17 protein-coding genes and 3 tRNA genes are annotated in these 16,031 nt (G+C 59.7%); 11 read left to right on the forward strand and 9 right to left on the reverse strand.

Annotation, left to right across the window (positions count from 1 at the left end):
• Positions 1-94: 94 nt before the first annotated feature.
• Together dnaG and MHM86_RS05510 are read right to left on the reverse strand one after the other, a co-directional pair.
• Complete coding sequence (gene dnaG / locus MHM86_RS05505; RefSeq protein ID WP_239196733.1) at positions 95-2,107, reverse strand: DNA primase; 2,013 nt, start codon at positions 2,105-2,107, stop codon at positions 95-97.
• Between the two features lie 49 nt (positions 2,108-2,156).
• Positions 2,157-2,489, reverse strand: a complete 333-nt coding sequence (locus tag MHM86_RS05510) for a hypothetical protein (RefSeq protein WP_239196735.1) — start codon at positions 2,487-2,489, stop codon at positions 2,157-2,159.
• A 332-nt stretch (positions 2,490-2,821) separates the two neighbouring features.
• Between MHM86_RS05510 and MHM86_RS05515 the strand changes: the two genes are divergently transcribed.
• The 3 genes from MHM86_RS05515 to MHM86_RS05525 are packed head-to-tail and all read left to right on the forward strand — an operon-like array spanning position 2,822 to position 5,711.
• Complete coding sequence (locus MHM86_RS05515; RefSeq protein ID WP_239196737.1) at positions 2,822-4,507, forward strand: TadE/TadG family protein; 1,686 nt, start codon at positions 2,822-2,824, stop codon at positions 4,505-4,507.
• Complete coding sequence (locus tag MHM86_RS05520) at positions 4,504-5,130, forward strand: TadE/TadG family type IV pilus assembly protein (RefSeq protein WP_239196739.1); 627 nt, start codon at positions 4,504-4,506, stop codon at positions 5,128-5,130. Before MHM86_RS05515 ends, MHM86_RS05520 begins: the two co-directional genes overlap by 4 nt.
• Positions 5,130-5,711: a TadE/TadG family type IV pilus assembly protein gene (locus MHM86_RS05525; RefSeq protein ID WP_239196741.1), complete on the forward strand. Its 582-nt coding sequence runs from the start codon at positions 5,130-5,132 to the stop codon at positions 5,709-5,711. The genes MHM86_RS05520 and MHM86_RS05525 overlap by 1 nt, the downstream gene beginning before the upstream one ends.
• A 27-nt stretch (positions 5,712-5,738) precedes the next feature.
• Here MHM86_RS05525 and MHM86_RS05530 read toward each other — a convergent pair whose 3' ends face one another.
• Positions 5,739-6,431, reverse strand: coding sequence for a hypothetical protein (locus MHM86_RS05530; protein ID WP_239196743.1), 693 nt, complete (start codon positions 6,429-6,431; stop codon positions 5,739-5,741).
• A gap of 170 nt (positions 6,432-6,601) precedes the next feature.
• Between MHM86_RS05530 and MHM86_RS05535 the strand changes: the two genes are divergently transcribed.
• Positions 6,602-6,886 (forward strand): hypothetical protein, encoded by a 285-nt coding sequence (locus MHM86_RS05535; RefSeq protein WP_239196745.1) that lies wholly within the window; start codon positions 6,602-6,604, stop codon positions 6,884-6,886.
• A gap of 7 nt (positions 6,887-6,893) precedes the next feature.
• On the opposite strand, the gene MHM86_RS05540 is transcribed toward MHM86_RS05535, so the two are convergent.
• Positions 6,894-7,481, reverse strand: coding sequence for a TetR/AcrR family transcriptional regulator (locus tag MHM86_RS05540; protein WP_239196747.1), 588 nt, complete (start codon positions 7,479-7,481; stop codon positions 6,894-6,896).
• 187 nt (positions 7,482-7,668) lie between these two features.
• On the opposite strand from MHM86_RS05540, the gene MHM86_RS05545 reads away from it, so the two are divergent.
• From MHM86_RS05545 to MHM86_RS05570, 6 genes are all read left to right on the forward strand, one after another.
• Complete coding sequence (locus MHM86_RS05545; RefSeq protein WP_239196749.1) at positions 7,669-7,920, forward strand: hypothetical protein; 252 nt, start codon at positions 7,669-7,671, stop codon at positions 7,918-7,920.
• Between the two features lie 122 nt (positions 7,921-8,042).
• Positions 8,043-9,329: a homoserine dehydrogenase gene (locus MHM86_RS05550; RefSeq protein ID WP_239196751.1), complete on the forward strand. Its 1,287-nt coding sequence runs from the start codon at positions 8,043-8,045 to the stop codon at positions 9,327-9,329.
• Between the two features lie 72 nt (positions 9,330-9,401).
• Positions 9,402-11,159, forward strand: a complete 1,758-nt coding sequence (gene recJ, locus MHM86_RS05555; protein WP_239196753.1) for a single-stranded-DNA-specific exonuclease RecJ — start codon at positions 9,402-9,404, stop codon at positions 11,157-11,159.
• A gap of 119 nt (positions 11,160-11,278) precedes the next feature.
• A tRNA-Glu gene (locus tag MHM86_RS05560) sits at positions 11,279-11,353 on the forward strand.
• A 157-nt stretch (positions 11,354-11,510) separates the two neighbouring features.
• Positions 11,511-11,585 (forward strand) — tRNA-Glu (locus MHM86_RS05565).
• Between the two features lie 151 nt (positions 11,586-11,736).
• Positions 11,737-11,811, forward strand: a tRNA-Glu gene (locus tag MHM86_RS05570).
• A gap of 128 nt (positions 11,812-11,939) precedes the next feature.
• Here MHM86_RS05570 and MHM86_RS05575 read toward each other — a convergent pair.
• The 5 genes from MHM86_RS05575 to nthA all read right to left on the reverse strand — a co-directional run bounded on the left by MHM86_RS05575 (position 11,940) and on the right by nthA (position 15,338).
• Positions 11,940-12,176, reverse strand: coding sequence for a DUF2842 domain-containing protein (locus MHM86_RS05575; RefSeq protein ID WP_239196755.1), 237 nt, complete (start codon positions 12,174-12,176; stop codon positions 11,940-11,942).
• Between the two features lie 9 nt (positions 12,177-12,185).
• On the reverse strand, positions 12,186-13,499 hold the full coding sequence (locus tag MHM86_RS05580) for an adenylosuccinate synthase (RefSeq protein WP_239196757.1): 1,314 nt from the start codon (positions 13,497-13,499) through the stop codon (positions 12,186-12,188).
• 164 nt (positions 13,500-13,663) lie between these two features.
• Positions 13,664-14,029 (reverse strand): nitrile hydratase accessory protein, encoded by a 366-nt coding sequence (locus MHM86_RS05585; protein WP_239196759.1) that lies wholly within the window; start codon positions 14,027-14,029, stop codon positions 13,664-13,666.
• Positions 14,029-14,715, reverse strand: a complete 687-nt coding sequence (nthB, locus tag MHM86_RS05590) for a nitrile hydratase subunit beta (protein WP_239196761.1) — start codon at positions 14,713-14,715, stop codon at positions 14,029-14,031. The genes MHM86_RS05585 and nthB overlap by 1 nt, the downstream gene beginning before the upstream one ends.
• Entirely contained in the window at positions 14,712-15,338 is a 627-nt protein-coding gene (gene nthA, locus MHM86_RS05595; protein WP_239196763.1) for a nitrile hydratase subunit alpha, read from the reverse strand. The genes nthB and nthA overlap by 4 nt, the downstream gene beginning before the upstream one ends.
• Positions 15,339-15,498: 160 nt before the next feature.
• Here nthA and secG point away from each other — a divergent pair, with 160 nt between their 5' ends.
• Complete coding sequence (gene secG, locus MHM86_RS05600; RefSeq protein ID WP_239196765.1) at positions 15,499-15,861, forward strand: preprotein translocase subunit SecG; 363 nt, start codon at positions 15,499-15,501, stop codon at positions 15,859-15,861.
• Positions 15,862-16,031: the final 170 nt, after the last annotated feature.

Consider the following 16,031-nt stretch of genomic DNA (forward strand, 5'->3'; position numbering starts at 1 on the left):
AACTCGAATCAATAACGTGATTCCCAGATTCGGAAAGACGTTTACCCGCTTTTCTTTCGGTTTTCTTCACCAAATCGCTGCGAATCAGTCTGGGTCAGCGTCTGGTGAAATTGATGTTGTTCAGAATCGCATCAAACGCATCGCGCTCTTCGCGGTTGATTCGGGCACCGTTTTCACCAACGTCATAGTGCGCACGATCTTCTTGTTCGCTGCGCAATGCGCGGTTGCGGGTCTCGGTCGCTTGATGCAGGCGATGTGTCAGCGCCTCATCCTCTGAGGTGGGCAGGTCTTCCTCTGCTTCGCTAATTTCAGCGTCCAGCCCACGTGTGGCCTGCAACTTGGCCAGTTCTTCAGACACCGACATGCGCACTGTATCCAAATCTCCGGCGCGGCGCACGGCGGGTGCAATGGCCACATGGGGCAGCGCGAACAGGCTTTCAAGGGCATAGGGGCCCAGCGCCTCAAAAATACGCCCCTCGACGTCGAGCAACTCACCACGGTCAGTGCAATCCAATAGGATGTTGCGAATGTCGCTGCGGTCGCGGTCATGGCACTGCATGCGATCAATCTGGCTGTCAAATTCCGGCAACAGCTGTGGTGTGCGGATCAAGGCGGCCAATATGACCGCTTCGCGCAGGTGGTTATCCGCCCCCTCCCCCGCAGACACCAGCATCGACGATTTGGTGCTGGCCAGCGGTGTGGGGGCAAAGCCACCCTTGCGCCAACCGCCTTTAAAACCCCCACCACGTTGGAAATCACGTTGGAAGCCGCGCTGCGGGGCCTCGTTAAAACCACGCCCGCCCTGCTGTTCACTGCGGCGGGAAAACCCAAACAGATCGCCGCGCAGATCTTTGATCGCCAGTCCGTAATGTTCCCGGATCGACGGGTCACGGATCAGCTTGATCTTTTCACGCAGGGATTTGTCCAGAGCAGCCTTGCGTTCGGGGCTGTCAAAAACCTTTCCTTCGGTTTCGCGCTGCCACAGCAGATCCACCATCGGGATCGCGTTATCCAGCAGCTCTTGCAGCTTCTCCGGCCCTTCCTGACGGATCAGATCATCGGGATCCTTGCCTTCGGGCATCAAAGCAAAACGCAGGGACTTCCCAGCCTCCAACAAGGGCAGCGCCAGATCAATCACCCGCATCGCCGCGCGCAGACCAGCAGTATCGCCATCCAGCGCAATGATCGGCTCCGGCGCAATCCGCCACAAGAGTTGCAGCTGGTTTTCGGTGATCGCCGTGCCCAGCGGCGCGACAGAGGCACCAAACCCCGCCTCTGCCAGCGCGATCACATCCATATAGCCTTCGGCCACAATCAGCGGCTGCCCCTTACCCGCCGCCTCTCGCGCGGGGCCGTGGTTGTAAAGATTGCGGCCCTTATCAAACAGCGCTGTTTCCGAACTGTTGAGGTATTTGGCGTTGTCGTTGGGATCCATCGCACGACCGCCAAACGCAATGCAGCGCCCGCGGGGATCGCGGATCGGAAACATGATCCGGTTGCGGAAGGCATCATAGGGCTTGCCGCCTTTGTTAGACGGTTTCGCCAGTCCCGCACCAATGATCAGCTCTTCCTCAACCCCTTTGCCGCGCAGATGATCCCATAGGTTTTGCCACCCCTCCGGGGCAAAGCCGATTTCAAAACGCGCCTGCGTTTCCCCCATCAACCCACGACGCTGCAAATAGGCGCGCGCATCCGCTGCCACCCCCCGGCTGAGTTGCAGGCGGAAAAACTGCACCGCCATGTCCATGACATCAGACAGCTGGTTGCGCTTGTCGGCCTTCTTCTGCGCCTGCGGATCGCGCTGGGGCATCGGCATTCCGGCCTCACGGGCCAGAATTTCCACCGCCTCCATAAATTCCACATTCTCGGTTTCGCGGATGAAAGTGATAGCGTCCCCTTTGGCGTGGCAGCCAAAGCAGTAGTAGTACCCCTTGCGATCATCCACGTGGAACGAGGCCGATTTTTCCTGATGGAACGGGCATGGTGCCCACATGTCACCCTTGCCCTGATTAGATTTGCGCTGGTCCCATATGACCTTGCGCCCCACCACCTGAGAGATGGAGGTGCGGTTGCGCAATTCGTCAAGGAAACCGGGGGGCAGACTCATGAAGGGGACTATAGCGGGTTGCGGAGGTCAGGCAAAGGCGCAGACGTCTTTACCCCTCATACTGGTTACAGGCGGTGGCAAAGGTTGCGCTGACCTCCGGGCCCAGCTGCGCCTCTGGCAGGGTGTAAACCCAGTTCACCAAGAGATCGACATGCTGTTCATAGGGGCTATCTTTGATCTCATCTGACCGACGCACCAGCTTATCCGCGCGTTTCTGCGACCGGCTGTCCAGCCGATGCTGCACCGCTTTTTCCACAATCGCCGACTGCGCAGTACAACGCGCCTCACGTTCCTCGGCGGTTTCTGCCTGCACCAGCGAGGCCGCCAGCAGGCAGGCGGTCACAGTGGCGGTACGGACGACGGGTTTGAAAATACGCAGCATGATAGCCCCCTATCCGGTTATAGGTTCCGGCATTAAGATCCCCCCGTTTTGCCAGCCTCAATGCCCCCATGCAAGCCACTGCGGCATAAGGATGGTCAAAATCATCATAGGTCTATATCAAAGAGCAGCTGCACGCCCATCAGTGCCATTTCACCCCCGTGCCAACCGCGTCAGACCCCAGCAATTCCTTGCGGGTGCCTTTTTTCCGCCCTGTTTGACCTCGATACATACGTAAGAATGCCCCCTTAACCAATAATTGCGCCTAAGACGCCCGGCTGCGTCGGCGTTTAGGGATGTGAGGGACTCGGCGTTGAAACACAGAGGTTGAGAAGATGAAGCGTACACATAGACTGCATATGCCGCGCCAGATGGCGCAGGGCTGCGCCAAAGCCGCGCGCCGTCTTGATCACTTCGGTCGGGACGAAAGCGGCGCTGTACTTCTGTTTGCCATGTTCATGCTGACCTGCATGCTGATGATCGGCGGGGTCGGTATTGACCTGATGCGGTTTGAACGAGACCGGATGTCGCTGCAGAACACGCTGGACAGCGCGGTTCTGGCCGCCGCTGATCTGGACCAGACCCAACCCGCCCGTCAGGTGGTAGAGGATTACTTCCAGAAAGCTGGCGTTGGCGCCTCGCTCACCAGCGTGAACGTGGATGAAGGCATCGGCTTCCGCTCCGTATCGGTGACGGCAGAATCCAAGATCAACACCCATTTCATGAAACTGTTCAACATCAAGACACTGACCGCGCCGGCGACCGGCAAAGCGGAAGAGCGGATTGATGGTATCGAGATTTCGCTGGTGTTGGATGTCTCCGGCTCGATGAACTCCAACTCACGTCTGAAACGTCTGCGCCCTGCCGCGCGCTCCTTTGTGGATACGGTTCTCGAATCTGCTCAGGAAGGCAACATCTACGTTTCTATCGTGCCTTACGCGACGCAGGTGGCGGTGGGCAAAAACCTGCTGGATCAATACACTGTCAGCGACGAACATGAGTATTCCCACTGCGTGAACTTTGCCAGCGCGGATTTCAACCGCACATCGATTTCCCCCAACACCGAACTGGACCGGACAGCGCATTTTGATCCGTGGTATCACCGCGAATTGAACGAGGACTCAGAAAGTGACTTCCACCGGGTTTGCGCAACCGGCAACAACCTGCAGGTCCTGCCATTTTCCAACAACCGCACCACGTTGCACAACTACATCAACAAGCTGACCGCACGCGGCAACACCTCGATTGATCTGGGCATGAAATGGGGCGCCGCACTGGTGGATCCTTCGACGCAGCCGGTGCTGACTGGTCTGATCGACGATGGTCACGCCCCGAACGCATTCCGCGGTCGCCCGCATGAATTCAACAACAGCAGCACGCTGAAAGTGGTGGTGCTGATGACCGATGGGCGCAACACCAACCAGTATTACCTGAATGACTCGGTAAAATCTGGTGCCAGCGGTGTGTGGTACAACGCCGAAGCCAAGGTTTATTCGGTCTACAACGGCTTTTACAACAACCGCCATAACTACTACTGGCCTGACAGCGGCAAATATACCGATCATCCCTATGGCAACGGCACATATGAAGAATGCCGCTGGGAGTGGACGCGCAACCGATGGGGGAACTGGTATCAGGTGCAACGCTGCGAGAACGTAGATGAACCTGGAACCGCGGTGAACCTGACCTACCCCGAACTATGGAACCGTGCCTCGCTGACCTGGAACCGTGACGAAAACTACGGCTTTGATCAGAACCGTCAGTGGAAATACTACAACAGCATCCGCCACTACCACGGCGCCAACACCAAGGACGCCCGCACCAATGCGATCTGCACCGCCGCCAAAAACAACGGCATTGTGATCTTCACCGTCGGCTTTGAGGCGCCCGATCGTGGTCAGAACGTGCTGCGCAAATGCGCCAGCTCTGACGGGCACCACTTCGATGTGGATGGTCTGGCGATTGATGACGCCTTTGAATCCATCGCCGCGTCGATCCGTAAACTGAGGCTGGTACAATGAGTGGTCTGTTTTCCAAATCCAAGCGGACGCAGCCGCGCTGCCCAATGCCAGCCACATCCTTTGGCCATCGTCTGCGCCAAAAAATCGGCCAGCGGGTCAACCAGAAACTGGGCCATACTTTCAGCAAGGAAGAAGACGGCAGTGCCGCATTGGAATTTGCCGTCGTCGCCCCCCTGTTGATGCTGATCCTGTTTTCAACCTTTGAACTGGGCTTGCTGACAGTGCGTGAAACCCTGCTGGAACGGGCGCTTGATCTGACGGTGCGCGACATCCGCCTGGGCACTGGCACCGCACCGCAGCATGATGAGCTGAAAGCCCGCATCTGCGACCGCGCCTATCTGCTGCACGACTGCAGCAGCAACCTGCGGATTGAGATGATCCAGCTGGATCCGCGCAACTGGACCGACCCGCGCGCCGATGCCGATTGCACCGATCGCAGCCGTGACGTGGAGCCGGTGCGTGCCTTTGTGCATGGTCGTGAAAACGAAATGATGCTTGTGCGTGTCTGCGTCAAGGTAGAGCCCCTCTTCCCGACCAGTGGCCTGGGTGAGGCGCTGCACAAGGATGGCGCTGGGGATTATTCGCTGATCGCCCGATCCGCCTTCGTACAGGAGCCGCGCTAATGTTGAACGCTGTGACTTACCTGCCCAAACGTGCCGCTTCGGCAACCCGTCGGTTCGCCACCCGCTTTGTCAAGGATGGCAGTGGCTCCGTCGCGGTCGAGGCCGTGCTGATCCTGCCCTTCCTGCTGTGGACCTTTCTGGCGACCTACGTCTACTTCGACGCCTTCCGCCAAAGCTCGGTCAACCTGCGGGCCGCTTATACTATCGGTGACATGCTCAGCCGGGAAACTGCGGCGGTGAATGACACCTATGTCTCTTCGATGCAGAACCTGTTCGAATTTCTTTCGAAACGCAACTCGGACCCTGCGGTGCGTATTTCGGTGGCCATGTGGGACGAAGAGGACAGCCGCTATAAACTGGACTGGTCCGAGGCCCGCGGTGGTCGCGCGCCCCTCAACGAGGACGGCGTCAACGCCATGCGCACCCGCCTGCCCGACCTGCCGGACAACGAACGGGTGATCCTTGTGGAAACATGGAGCACGTATAAACCGCTGTTCAACGTCGGCCTCAGCGAGGATGATCTTTACAACATGGTCTTCACCAGCCCGCGTTTTGCACCGCAACTGGTGTTCCAGAACTGATCTTCCCGTCAGTCAAGCGAAACGATATCAGGCGCTGCGCTCTGCGATGAGCGCCTGAATCAATTCTGCCATGATCTTGGTCTGATTGCCCGGCGTCACACCGCCAACGCCAACCCGCGCGCCCAAACGCCACCATAGACCTGGCCGCCAGCTGCGCGGCAGCTGAGCCCCGTCCAGCAGCGCCAGGTCCAGACGCAAGAGAAAACCGTTTGACGGTTTGAACGCAAAGGCGCCGCGATCTACCGACTTGATCGCCTGAACCGGCGCAATCAGCGTGCCGTCACCGTCGCGCAGCCCGCTACGGGTCAGCGCAATGTGGGATCCGGTGCTGGCGTACATTTTCGCCGACAGCGCCAGCGACAATGCGCCAAGTGACACCACAAAGACCTGCAACAGGATCTGCGCCGGTGGCGCGGTAAAGCCGAAGATCACCAGCAACATCCCAAGAACCGCCAGCATCCCCAGTGCCAGCCAGCGCCGCGAAGCTGAAACAGTAACCATGGCCAGAACCTCTTCGCCCGCAGGTCCGCCCTGCGGCGTAGTTTGCACCTGTTCTGGCTCTGGGCTGTGATCTGTCGGCTGCATATTGCGCTCCTCATCAATGCTTAGGCGCTCATAGCCTGCGCAGAGGCGCAATTCCAGCCTTATCCCCAGCACCGCTATTTCCTGGCACAGCTTTGCCACGCCAGAGATGGCATAACTCTGATGCAAAAATTTCATGGCCCAATACCGTACAGCCCCACGACCTGCGCCGATACTCTGAGCATCGTCCCTTTCTACAGGCCCTGTGAGCCGCCTGACCACGCACCTGAGGCAAAGTCGTAGAATTGACGCTTGCCACAGGTGCACGCCGCCCCTAGCATGGCACAAACCACTGATATAGCGAATAAATGTCAGGATGGGGCACACCAGAGCAAGAGGCGGACCGCCGCCGTATGCTGGCCGAGGAAACAGCAGCAATGCTGGACGGCGCCGCAGGCAATACACATTCACACCACCGGTTCAAAAACCCCGGCAGTTTCCTTGCGGGCTCAATGGCCGCAAGGCGCGATGTACACAGCGGCAAGACCCGTGCCGAGGCCGCGATCGAATGGTCAGTGCGCCTGCTGGGCGCTGCGATTTTCATCGGTTTGTTCTATCTGGTCACAGACAGCGTGGACCTGATCCCTTGGTAAGCCGTCTTCAAACACAGACCGATTTGCGCACCATATCCCAATAGAGAACCTCAACCTCATCGCCAGATAGACGCCCGCTTGGGCGATACCATGTGGTCACACCGGTCAGCATCGCAATCACCGCCATAGTGGTGATGCGAATATCACTGGCCGCAAACAGCCCCGCATGAACGCCTTCGCGCAGGATCTCTTCCAGCTCTGCCTCATAGCGGCGGCGCAACTCTTCGATGGCGGCAAAATTGGCCTCTGTCAAGTTGCGCAGCTCCATATAGGCGATAAACACTTCATCGGGACGGTTGAGGTGATAGCGGATGTGAAAACGGGCGAAATCCTCCAGTCGCGTCAATGGATCGCCCCCCTTCGCGCGGCCCTGCCGCTGCTCTAGCAGGTGTTCCATATGGCTGCGCATCAGATCAAACAGCAACGTCTGCTTGTCCGGCGTGTAGTTATAAAGCGCACCGGCCTGCACCCCCACCTCGCGCGCGATCTGTCGCATAGAAACGGCCGCAAAGCCATGTTGCGCAAACAGCCGCAACGCCGCGCCAAGGACGCGGGGGCCAGTGATATCGGAATGGGATCCAGCGGTTCTTGCCATACCTGCCACGCTATCTGAACAGATGTTCATATCCTAGAAGAAATGGCACTGAGGCGCCAATCGCCGCTCCATAGCACAGACACCCCCATTGCCAACCCTCTTGACCGCTACTATTGCCGAACCTCTTGCCAAGCAGCCACGCCACGGGCCATACGAGGGCGTCTGTTATTGATCGGATCCTGTTCTTATGCGCCGCGCCACACCTCTGTACTGTCTGAGCCTCTTCGTCATCGTGACGGCCTGCGCGCCCGCTGGCATCCCGGATCAGGCTGTTCCCGCGGCCCAAAACGCGCCCTATCCCGAACTGGTGCCACTGGAAACCGTACTGGCAGGCCAGGCCACAGCCGACCTCAGCACCGAAACCAGCGATAAACTGCGCGCCCGTGCCGCCGCCCTACGCGCCCGCGCCGCGCGGCTGCGTGCCCAAAACGGCGGCTGAGGGCACCCTACAGCCGTCCTTCCCCCCGCATCGCAGGCCCCGCACTGCAATTGCCGCGTTGCACAGGGGCGCAAAGCCCGATACATCGCCAAGGGAATGATATGTCAGTTCAGGAGGGCCAGATGAGCCAACCCTTGCGCCTTGGTATTGCAGGGCTCGGCACCGTGGGTGTCGGCGTTGTGAAAATTGTCCGTCAACAGGCTGCCCTACTGACTATGCGCACTGGGCGTGAGGTGGTGATCACCGCCGTATCCGCCCGTTCACGCGACAAGGATCGCGGCATCAATCTGAACAACTACGCATGGGAAGACGACGCTGTGGCGCTCGCCACCCGTGACGATGTGGATGTCTACGTCGAACTCATGGGGGGCGAAGAAGGTCCCGCCAAGGATTCGATCGAAGCCGCGCTGAAAGCAGGCAAAGATGTGGTCACCGCCAACAAGGCCCTACTGGCCCACCACGGGCAGGCGCTGGCCGAACTGGCCGAAGCCTCTGGCGCAGTGATACGCTATGAGGCAGCCGTCGCTGGCGGCATTCCAATCATCAAGTCGCTGACCGAAGGTCTGGCCGCCAATGAAATCACCCGTGTGATGGGAGTCATGAACGGCACCTGCAACTACATCCTGACCCGCATGGAAGCCACAGGTCAGGGCTACAACGCACTGTTCGCCGAAGCGGATGAACTGGGCTATCTTGAGGCGGACCCAAACCTTGATGTGGGCGGCATTGATGCCGGTCACAAACTGGCAATCCTGTCCTCGCTGGCCTTTGGCACGCAGATGGATTTCGAAGGCGTTGAACTGGAAGGCATCCAGCGCATCAGCCTCGAAGATATCCGTCAGGCCGCCGACATGGGCTACCGCATCAAACTCTTGGGCGTGGCGCAGATGACAGGCCGCGGTCTGGAACAACGCATGTCGCCCTGTCTCGTGCCCGCGCAAAGCCCACTGGGCCAGCTGGAAGGTGGCACCAACATGGTGGTCGTCGAAGGCTCCGACGTGGGTCAGGTCGTCCTGCGCGGCGCCGGTGCGGGCGAAGGCCCAACCGCAAGTGCCGTGATGGGCGACGTCTGCGACATCGCGCGCGGCTACCGCTATCCGGTGTTCGGCCAGACCGCCGACACACTGAAAAAGGCGCCCCGCGCCCAATCCGCCCTGCCCGCCCCCTACTACCTGCGTCTGTCGCTGAAGGACAAACCGGGCGCACTGGCCAAAGTGGCCGCTGTGCTGGGTGAGGCAGGTGTGTCCATCGACCGGATGCGCCAATATGGCCACAAGGACAACAGCGCGCCGGTGCTGATGGTGACGCACAAAACCACCCGCGCCGATCTGGACACCGCACTAGCGGGCATCGAAAAAACCGATGTAGTGACCGAAGCACCGGTTGCCTTGCGCATCGAAACTGTCTGATCTTACGCTCTGCGGCGCGTGTTATAATGGGCGCCGCAGTTTAAGTATTTTGGGAACATTGAAAGGCCGCTGGTGAGCACCTCCTCCTCCCGTGCATTTTTGGACGTAGACGCATCGCTCAACGGGCGACGCTGGGTTGGTCCGGGCATCGAGGTCGAGCGTCAGGCCGAGTTTATGCGCCAGCAAACCGGCCTGCCGATGGCCGTCTGTCAGACACTGGCGCGCCGTGGTGTGCCTCCACATGAGGCGCAGGGTTTTCTAGAGCCCCAACTGCGCGACCTGCTGCCCGACCCGCACAAGCTGAAGGATATGGAAGCCGCCGCCGCGCGTTTTCTTCTGGCAGTGAAACAACGCCAACGCATTGCGATCTTTGCCGATTATGATGTGGACGGTGGCACCTCTGCGGCGCTTTTGATTGACTGGCTGCGTCAGATGGGACGTCAGGCGACGCTCTATGTGCCCGACCGGATTGATGAGGGCTACGGCCCGAATGAGGCGGCGATGGCCGCGCTGGCCGCGGACCACGACCTGATCGTCTGCGTCGACTGTGGCACGTTGAGCCATGAGCCGATTGCAGCCGCCATCGGCGCGGATGTTGTTGTGCTGGACCACCACCTTGGCGGTGAAACCCTGCCGGACGCGGTGGCGGTGGTGAACCCCAACCGACAGGATGAGGATGGCGCGCTGGCGCATCTGTGCGCCGCAGGCGTTGTCTTTCTGATGTTGGTGGAGGCAAACCGCCAAATGCGGGCTGAAGGCGCCAAAGGGCCCGACCTGATGGCCATGCTGGATCTGGTGGCACTGGGAACCGTGGCAGATGTGGCACCACTGATCGGGGTAAACCGGGCACTGGTGCGCCAAGGGCTGAAGGTGATGGCCCGCCGCGCCCGCCCTGGCCTTGTCGCCCTGTCTGACGTCAGCCGGATGGAACAGGCCCCCAATTCCTACGCGCTCGGCTTTATGTTGGGTCCCCGCGTCAACGCTGGGGGCCGCATTGGCAAGGCCGACCTTGGGGCACGGCTGCTCTCCACCGACAACGTGGCAGAGGCCCGCGCCATGGCTGAACGGCTGGACGAGCTGAACACAGAACGACGCGACATCGAAAACGCCGTCCGCGCCGCTGCCCTTGAACAGGCAGAGGAACGCGGACTGGAGCATCCGTTGGTCTGGGCCGCAGGCGAAGGCTGGCACCCCGGCGTGGTCGGCATCGTCGCCAGCCGCCTGAAAGAGGCCACCAACCGCCCCGCCATCGTCATCGGTTTTGACGGCGATATCGGCAAAGGATCAGGGCGTTCAATCAGCGGCGTCGACCTTGGCGCATCGATCCAGAAACTGGCCGCTGAGGGTCTGTTGATCAAAGGGGGCGGGCACAAGATGGCCGCAGGCCTGACCGTGGCGCGCGACAAGCTGGACGCCGCGATGGAACGTCTGTCGGACCTGCTGGCCAAACAGGGCGCGGGCGACGCCGGCCCTGCGGACCTGAAACTGGATGGAGTTCTGATGCCCGGCGCGGCCAGCATCGAGCTGATTGAACAAATTGAAAAGGCAGGGCCTTTCGGCGCCTCCGCCGCTGCGCCGCGCTTTGTATTTCCTGATGTGGAAATCCGCTTTGCCAAACGCGTGGGCGAAAGCCATCTGAAAATCAACTTCACCGATGGCATGGGCCCGCGCATCGATGCGATCTGTTTTGGCGCCTTTGACACGCCTCTGGGCGAACGCCTGATGAACCACGGCGGCGCGCGCTTCCACCTTGCTGGCCGGCTAGAAATCAACAGCTGGGGCGGACGTCAACAAGTACAGCTGCGCCTTGAAGATGCCGCGCCAGCATAAGGCGGATCAGGGGCCAAAATACCCGCGCCTGATGCGGTGAAAAAAATCGTCACCAAGATGTCATTTTCCACTTGCGCGCCCTGCCTGCTTTGCCTAAAAGCCACCTCACCAAACGGCTTGTCCCGTTCGTCTATCGGTTAGGACGCCAGGTTTTCAACCTGGAAAGAGGGGTTCGATTCCCCTACGGGATGCCATTTTGGATCGAAAAGTCGCCCCTCGCGGGCGACTTTTTCGCATTCTGGGACATGGGGTCTGCGCCGCATATCGCCTCAGAAAAAAGTGTGAAACCCCGACGTTTTCCGCTTGCGCGCCCCGTCCCCTTTGCCTAAAAGCCACTTCACCAAACGGCTTGTCCCGTTCGTCTATCGGTTAGGACGCCAGGTTTTCAACCTGGAAAGAGGGGTTCGATTCCCCTACGGGATGCCATTTCTCCACGGCATATTCTGACAAGAAAACCGGGCACGTAAATGCTCCTGTTTCGTCCTTGCGCTTGCCAAAATACTTACAAAAATCACCGCAGATTTTCCACTTGCGCAGGGCGGCCACTTTGCCTAAAAGCCACCTCACCAAACGGTCTGTCCCGTTCGTCTATCGGTTAGGACGCCAGGTTTTCAACCTGGAAAGAGGGGTTCGATTCCCCTACGGGATGCCATTTCTCCACGGCATTGAAATTTAACAGCTCGGCATTTTCGCCGCGCAATCTCTTGTATCTATGCCCACCCCCAAGCATGAAAAAACCGGACCCAAAGGCCCGGTTTCCAGTCTTTTTTCAGGGACTTATCAGCGCTGCTGATCATCCTCAGGCGCGTCAGGGTCGCCTTGCCCCACGCCCAAGAACACCTTTTTCAACGGAATAGCCCATAGCACGCCAAGACCGACATAAACCGCCAGTTCCACCAGAATCGATGGGCGATCCAAGAGATTCAGAATGGTGATCGCCGCTACGATATAAAGCGGCAGACCAACCAGCAGGATCAGGACAGACAGTCGGCGACGGGCTTTGTAGCTCAGGGCCATTTACGCACCTCAATCGGCAAAGGGATCAGTGACGAGGATAGTGTCCTCACGCTCGGGAGAGGTGGAAAGTAGCGCGACGGGGCAGTCGATCAACTCTTCCACGCGCTTCACATATTTAATCGCGTTGGCAGGCAGATCGTTCCAGCTGCGCGCGCCTTCGGTCGATTCCGACCAGCCAGGCATTTCCTCATATATCGGCTTGCACCGCGCTTGCTGATCCGCTGCGGTGGGCAGGTAATCCAGACGGGAACCGTCCAGATCGTAGCCCACGCAAATCTTCAGCGTTTCAAAACCGTCCAACACGTCCAGTTTGGTCAGGCAGATGCCCTTGATACCGCTGGTGGCGCAGGTTTGGCGCACCAGTGCTGCATCAAACCAGCCACAACGGCGCTGACGACCGGTGGTGGTGCCAAACTCATGACCACGGGTGCCCAGACGGTCACCATCCGCATCCGGCGTGCCATCTGCGTTCAGCAGCTCGGTCGGGAACGGACCCTCACCCACACGGGTGGTGTAGGCCTTGACGATGCCCAGAACGTAATCGATCGAACCCGGGCCGATGCCGACACCGGTCGCCGCCTGACCTGCAATCACATTCGACGAGGTCACGAAGGGATAGGTGCCGAAGTCGATATCCAGAAGGGCACCTTGCGCGCCTTCGAACAAGATCCGCTTGCCGGCTTTGCGCTTTTCGCTCAGCACTTTCCACACAGGCGCGGCGTAGGGTAGAATCTGTACCGCGATTTCTTTCAGCTTGGCGATCAGCGCGTCACGGTCGATGGGTTCAACGCCCAGACCTTTGCGCAGCGGATCGTGGTGCTGCAGAGCGCGGTCAACACGCGCCTCCAATGTCGCCTCATCGGCCAGATCGGCAACGCGGATCGCACGGCGCCCAACCTTGTCCTCATAGGCCGGACCGATGCCACGCCCGGTGGTGCCGATCTTGGTGCCCTTAGACGCAGCTTCTTCACGGGCGCGGTCCAGCTCACCGTGAAACGGCATGATCAGCGGGGTGTTTTCCGCAATCATCAGGGTTTCAGGGCTGATCTCAACACCCTGTTCGCGCACAGTGGCGATTTCATTCACCAGGTGCCATGGGTCCAGCACCACGCCATTGCCGATGACCGACAGCTTGCCGCCGCGCACAACGCCCGAAGGCAGCGCATGCAGTTTGTAAACCTTGCCATCAATGACCAGCGTGTGGCCTGCGTTGTGGCCGCCCTGAAAACGGGCGATGACGTCGGCACGTTCCGACAGCCAATCCACGATCTTGCCTTTCCCCTCATCGCCCCACTGGGCGCCGACGACGACGACATTTGCCATTGCTGGTCCTCTTTCGATGTTTGGATCGGGCCTGACTTTCTGTCAAACCCGCGCCCGTATATCGACAGGTGCGCCCTGAGGGAACCAATTTTTCGCCGCAAGCGCACAATTGACGCAAGAGATACTGCACGGTCCACCATCGGATGCGCCACTGCGAGGGCTGATCACTCGCCTCTGCGGCTGGCTTTGAGGGCAACTGGCGCCCCATGTGGGGTGGTCAAATACGCGGTCTCCCACGCTGCGCGGGCATCTTCTACCTGCGCCGCACTGGCCATGCCCGCATCCTGCAAAAGCGCCTCAAGCGTTGCGAGCCATGCGTTAAAATAATCCTCCCCACCATTCAAACTGCGTTCCGCCCCATACTGGCGCAAAACAGTTGAAAAACGGTGAACCCATTCGGCCCACGTGAATTGCCCTGCCTCATTGAGATGCACAGTCAATGCAAAAACCTGCGCATGCCAGGGCTCGCGAAACGCGGGTTCCTCCAGCCCCGTGGCGGCAGTGAAATCGGGCAGGCTGGGACAATCCATCACCGATCCTCCAACGACAGGTAGCTTTCCCACAGATCCAACACCACCTCATCGCGCGGATGTTCGGTCTGCGCCCACAACTCTGATGCGGCAAAGCGCACCGCATAAAGCGGCTCTGGCGCCTCCCCCAAATCATGCGCAGCACTGTCTGGCAGGACATGCCTGCCATGCAGCCGCTCGATCACCCCGACCGCACCGGTTGCGTAAGCTGGCAGGCGCGTGTGGCCGCCAGCCACCATCGCATTGCCGCCGGGGTGACGCGTGCGCACCTTTTGCCCCATTTGAAACAACGGCGCGGGACCGCCAGCACGATCTGCGGGACCGCCTGAGGCCAGCACACCCTGCACCTGAGCCGCGCTTAGGCGCCGATCCGCCAAAGGATGAACCGCGCACGCGCCGCCATCGCCCGCCAAATCATCAAGCGTCAACACATCCTTTTCCACCAGCAGATCCGTAAGGGCGGAAATCCATTTTTCATAGTAAGAGAACCGCGCGTAATCCTTGGGCGACAGGCGTTCACGGGCATGGCGCGAGGTGTCGATGTTCCATTGGCCTAGACTGCCGCAGGCCAGTGTGACCGCCAACGCACGTGCATGCCAATCAGCAGCGAAGACCGGTGCACCCTCTGCGTCCGGCACCACCGGACCATCGCCGAAACGGCCCCCCATGTCATGCACGCGGCTCATGTCGCAGCCCCCTTAGGTACATGCGCCAAACCAGTGCCAATCATACTGTCGCGGGTCACGAGGGCTGCCAGCGCATCCTCGTCCATGCCTTCGGTGCCCTCGGGGCGCATTGGCAACACCAGATAACGCACCTCTGCCGTACTGTCCCAGACGCGTACCGCAGTGCTATCCGGCAGGGTCATGCCAAATTCCGCCAGCACCTTGCGCGGTTCGCGCACCGCACGGGCACGGTAAGCATCGGATTTATACCAGCCCGGCGGGATGCCAAGAAGCGGCCACGGATAGCAACTGCACAGCGTGCAGACGACCATGTTGTGACGATCAGGCGTATTTTCCACCACGACCATATGTTCGCCCTGACGCCCATAAAAACCGAGGTCACGCACGACACTGGTCGCGTCCTGCATCAAAGCAGCCCGAAACCCATCGTCCAGCCACGCCTTCGCCACCACACGGGCACCATTCTGCGGGCCTATTTTGTTTTGATAGGTGTCAATAATCTCCTCTAACGCGGCGGGATCAATCAGGCCTTTATCGCGCAGAATCGTTTCCAACGCCTTAACGCGGAGCGCGGGTTCGGGGGGCAACAGGGCGTGCGGGTGGTCAGAGTGATCATGAGGCATAAAGCGATGCTGACGCAGGCGCGCCCGCTCTGTCCACCATTTATTAAGCATTTCATGCCACAGTTGCCGTCAGATTTACGTGATAGCCTGCCCCTTCGGGGTTGCGTGGGGCAGCCGAAAACTTTAAGGAACCGCATCGAACAAATCCGAAGGCTGCCTCATGGAAAACGTCGTTCTCATCATCCACCTCCTCCTTGCACTGGCGCTGATCGGCGTTGTGTTGCTGCAACGGTCAGAGGGCGGTGGTCTTGGCATGGGTAGCGGCGGCGGGGGTGCAGCCACCGGTCGCGCAGCTGCAACCGCTCTGGGTAAGGTGACCTGGATCCTGGCAATCGGCTTTATCATCACCTCGATCACGCTGACCATCATTGCCGCGGACAAATCGGCTGGCAGCTCGGTTCTGGATCGTATTGGCGGCGGCTCTGCTCCCGCAACCGAAGATGCACCGGCACTGCCCGCAGGCAGCGACCTGTTGCCGCCTTCGGCTGGTGACAACGCGCCGCTGGTACCGCGCGCGGACTAAAACCACATCTGATCTTAGGCAAAAGACCGCAACAGCATCTTGCGGTCTTCTTGCGTATTATTCGCGAATCTAGTAAGGCTCGAGTCCCGTGATGCTACGGTTTTACGTAACCGTATGGGCTTGGGTTTTGGCCTGCGATTGGGCCGGACAGACTGCACGGGAGTTGCCGA

Source organism: Thalassobius sp. Cn5-15 (assembly GCF_022347685.1).
Classification (GTDB): domain Bacteria; phylum Pseudomonadota; class Alphaproteobacteria; order Rhodobacterales; family Rhodobacteraceae; genus Thalassobius.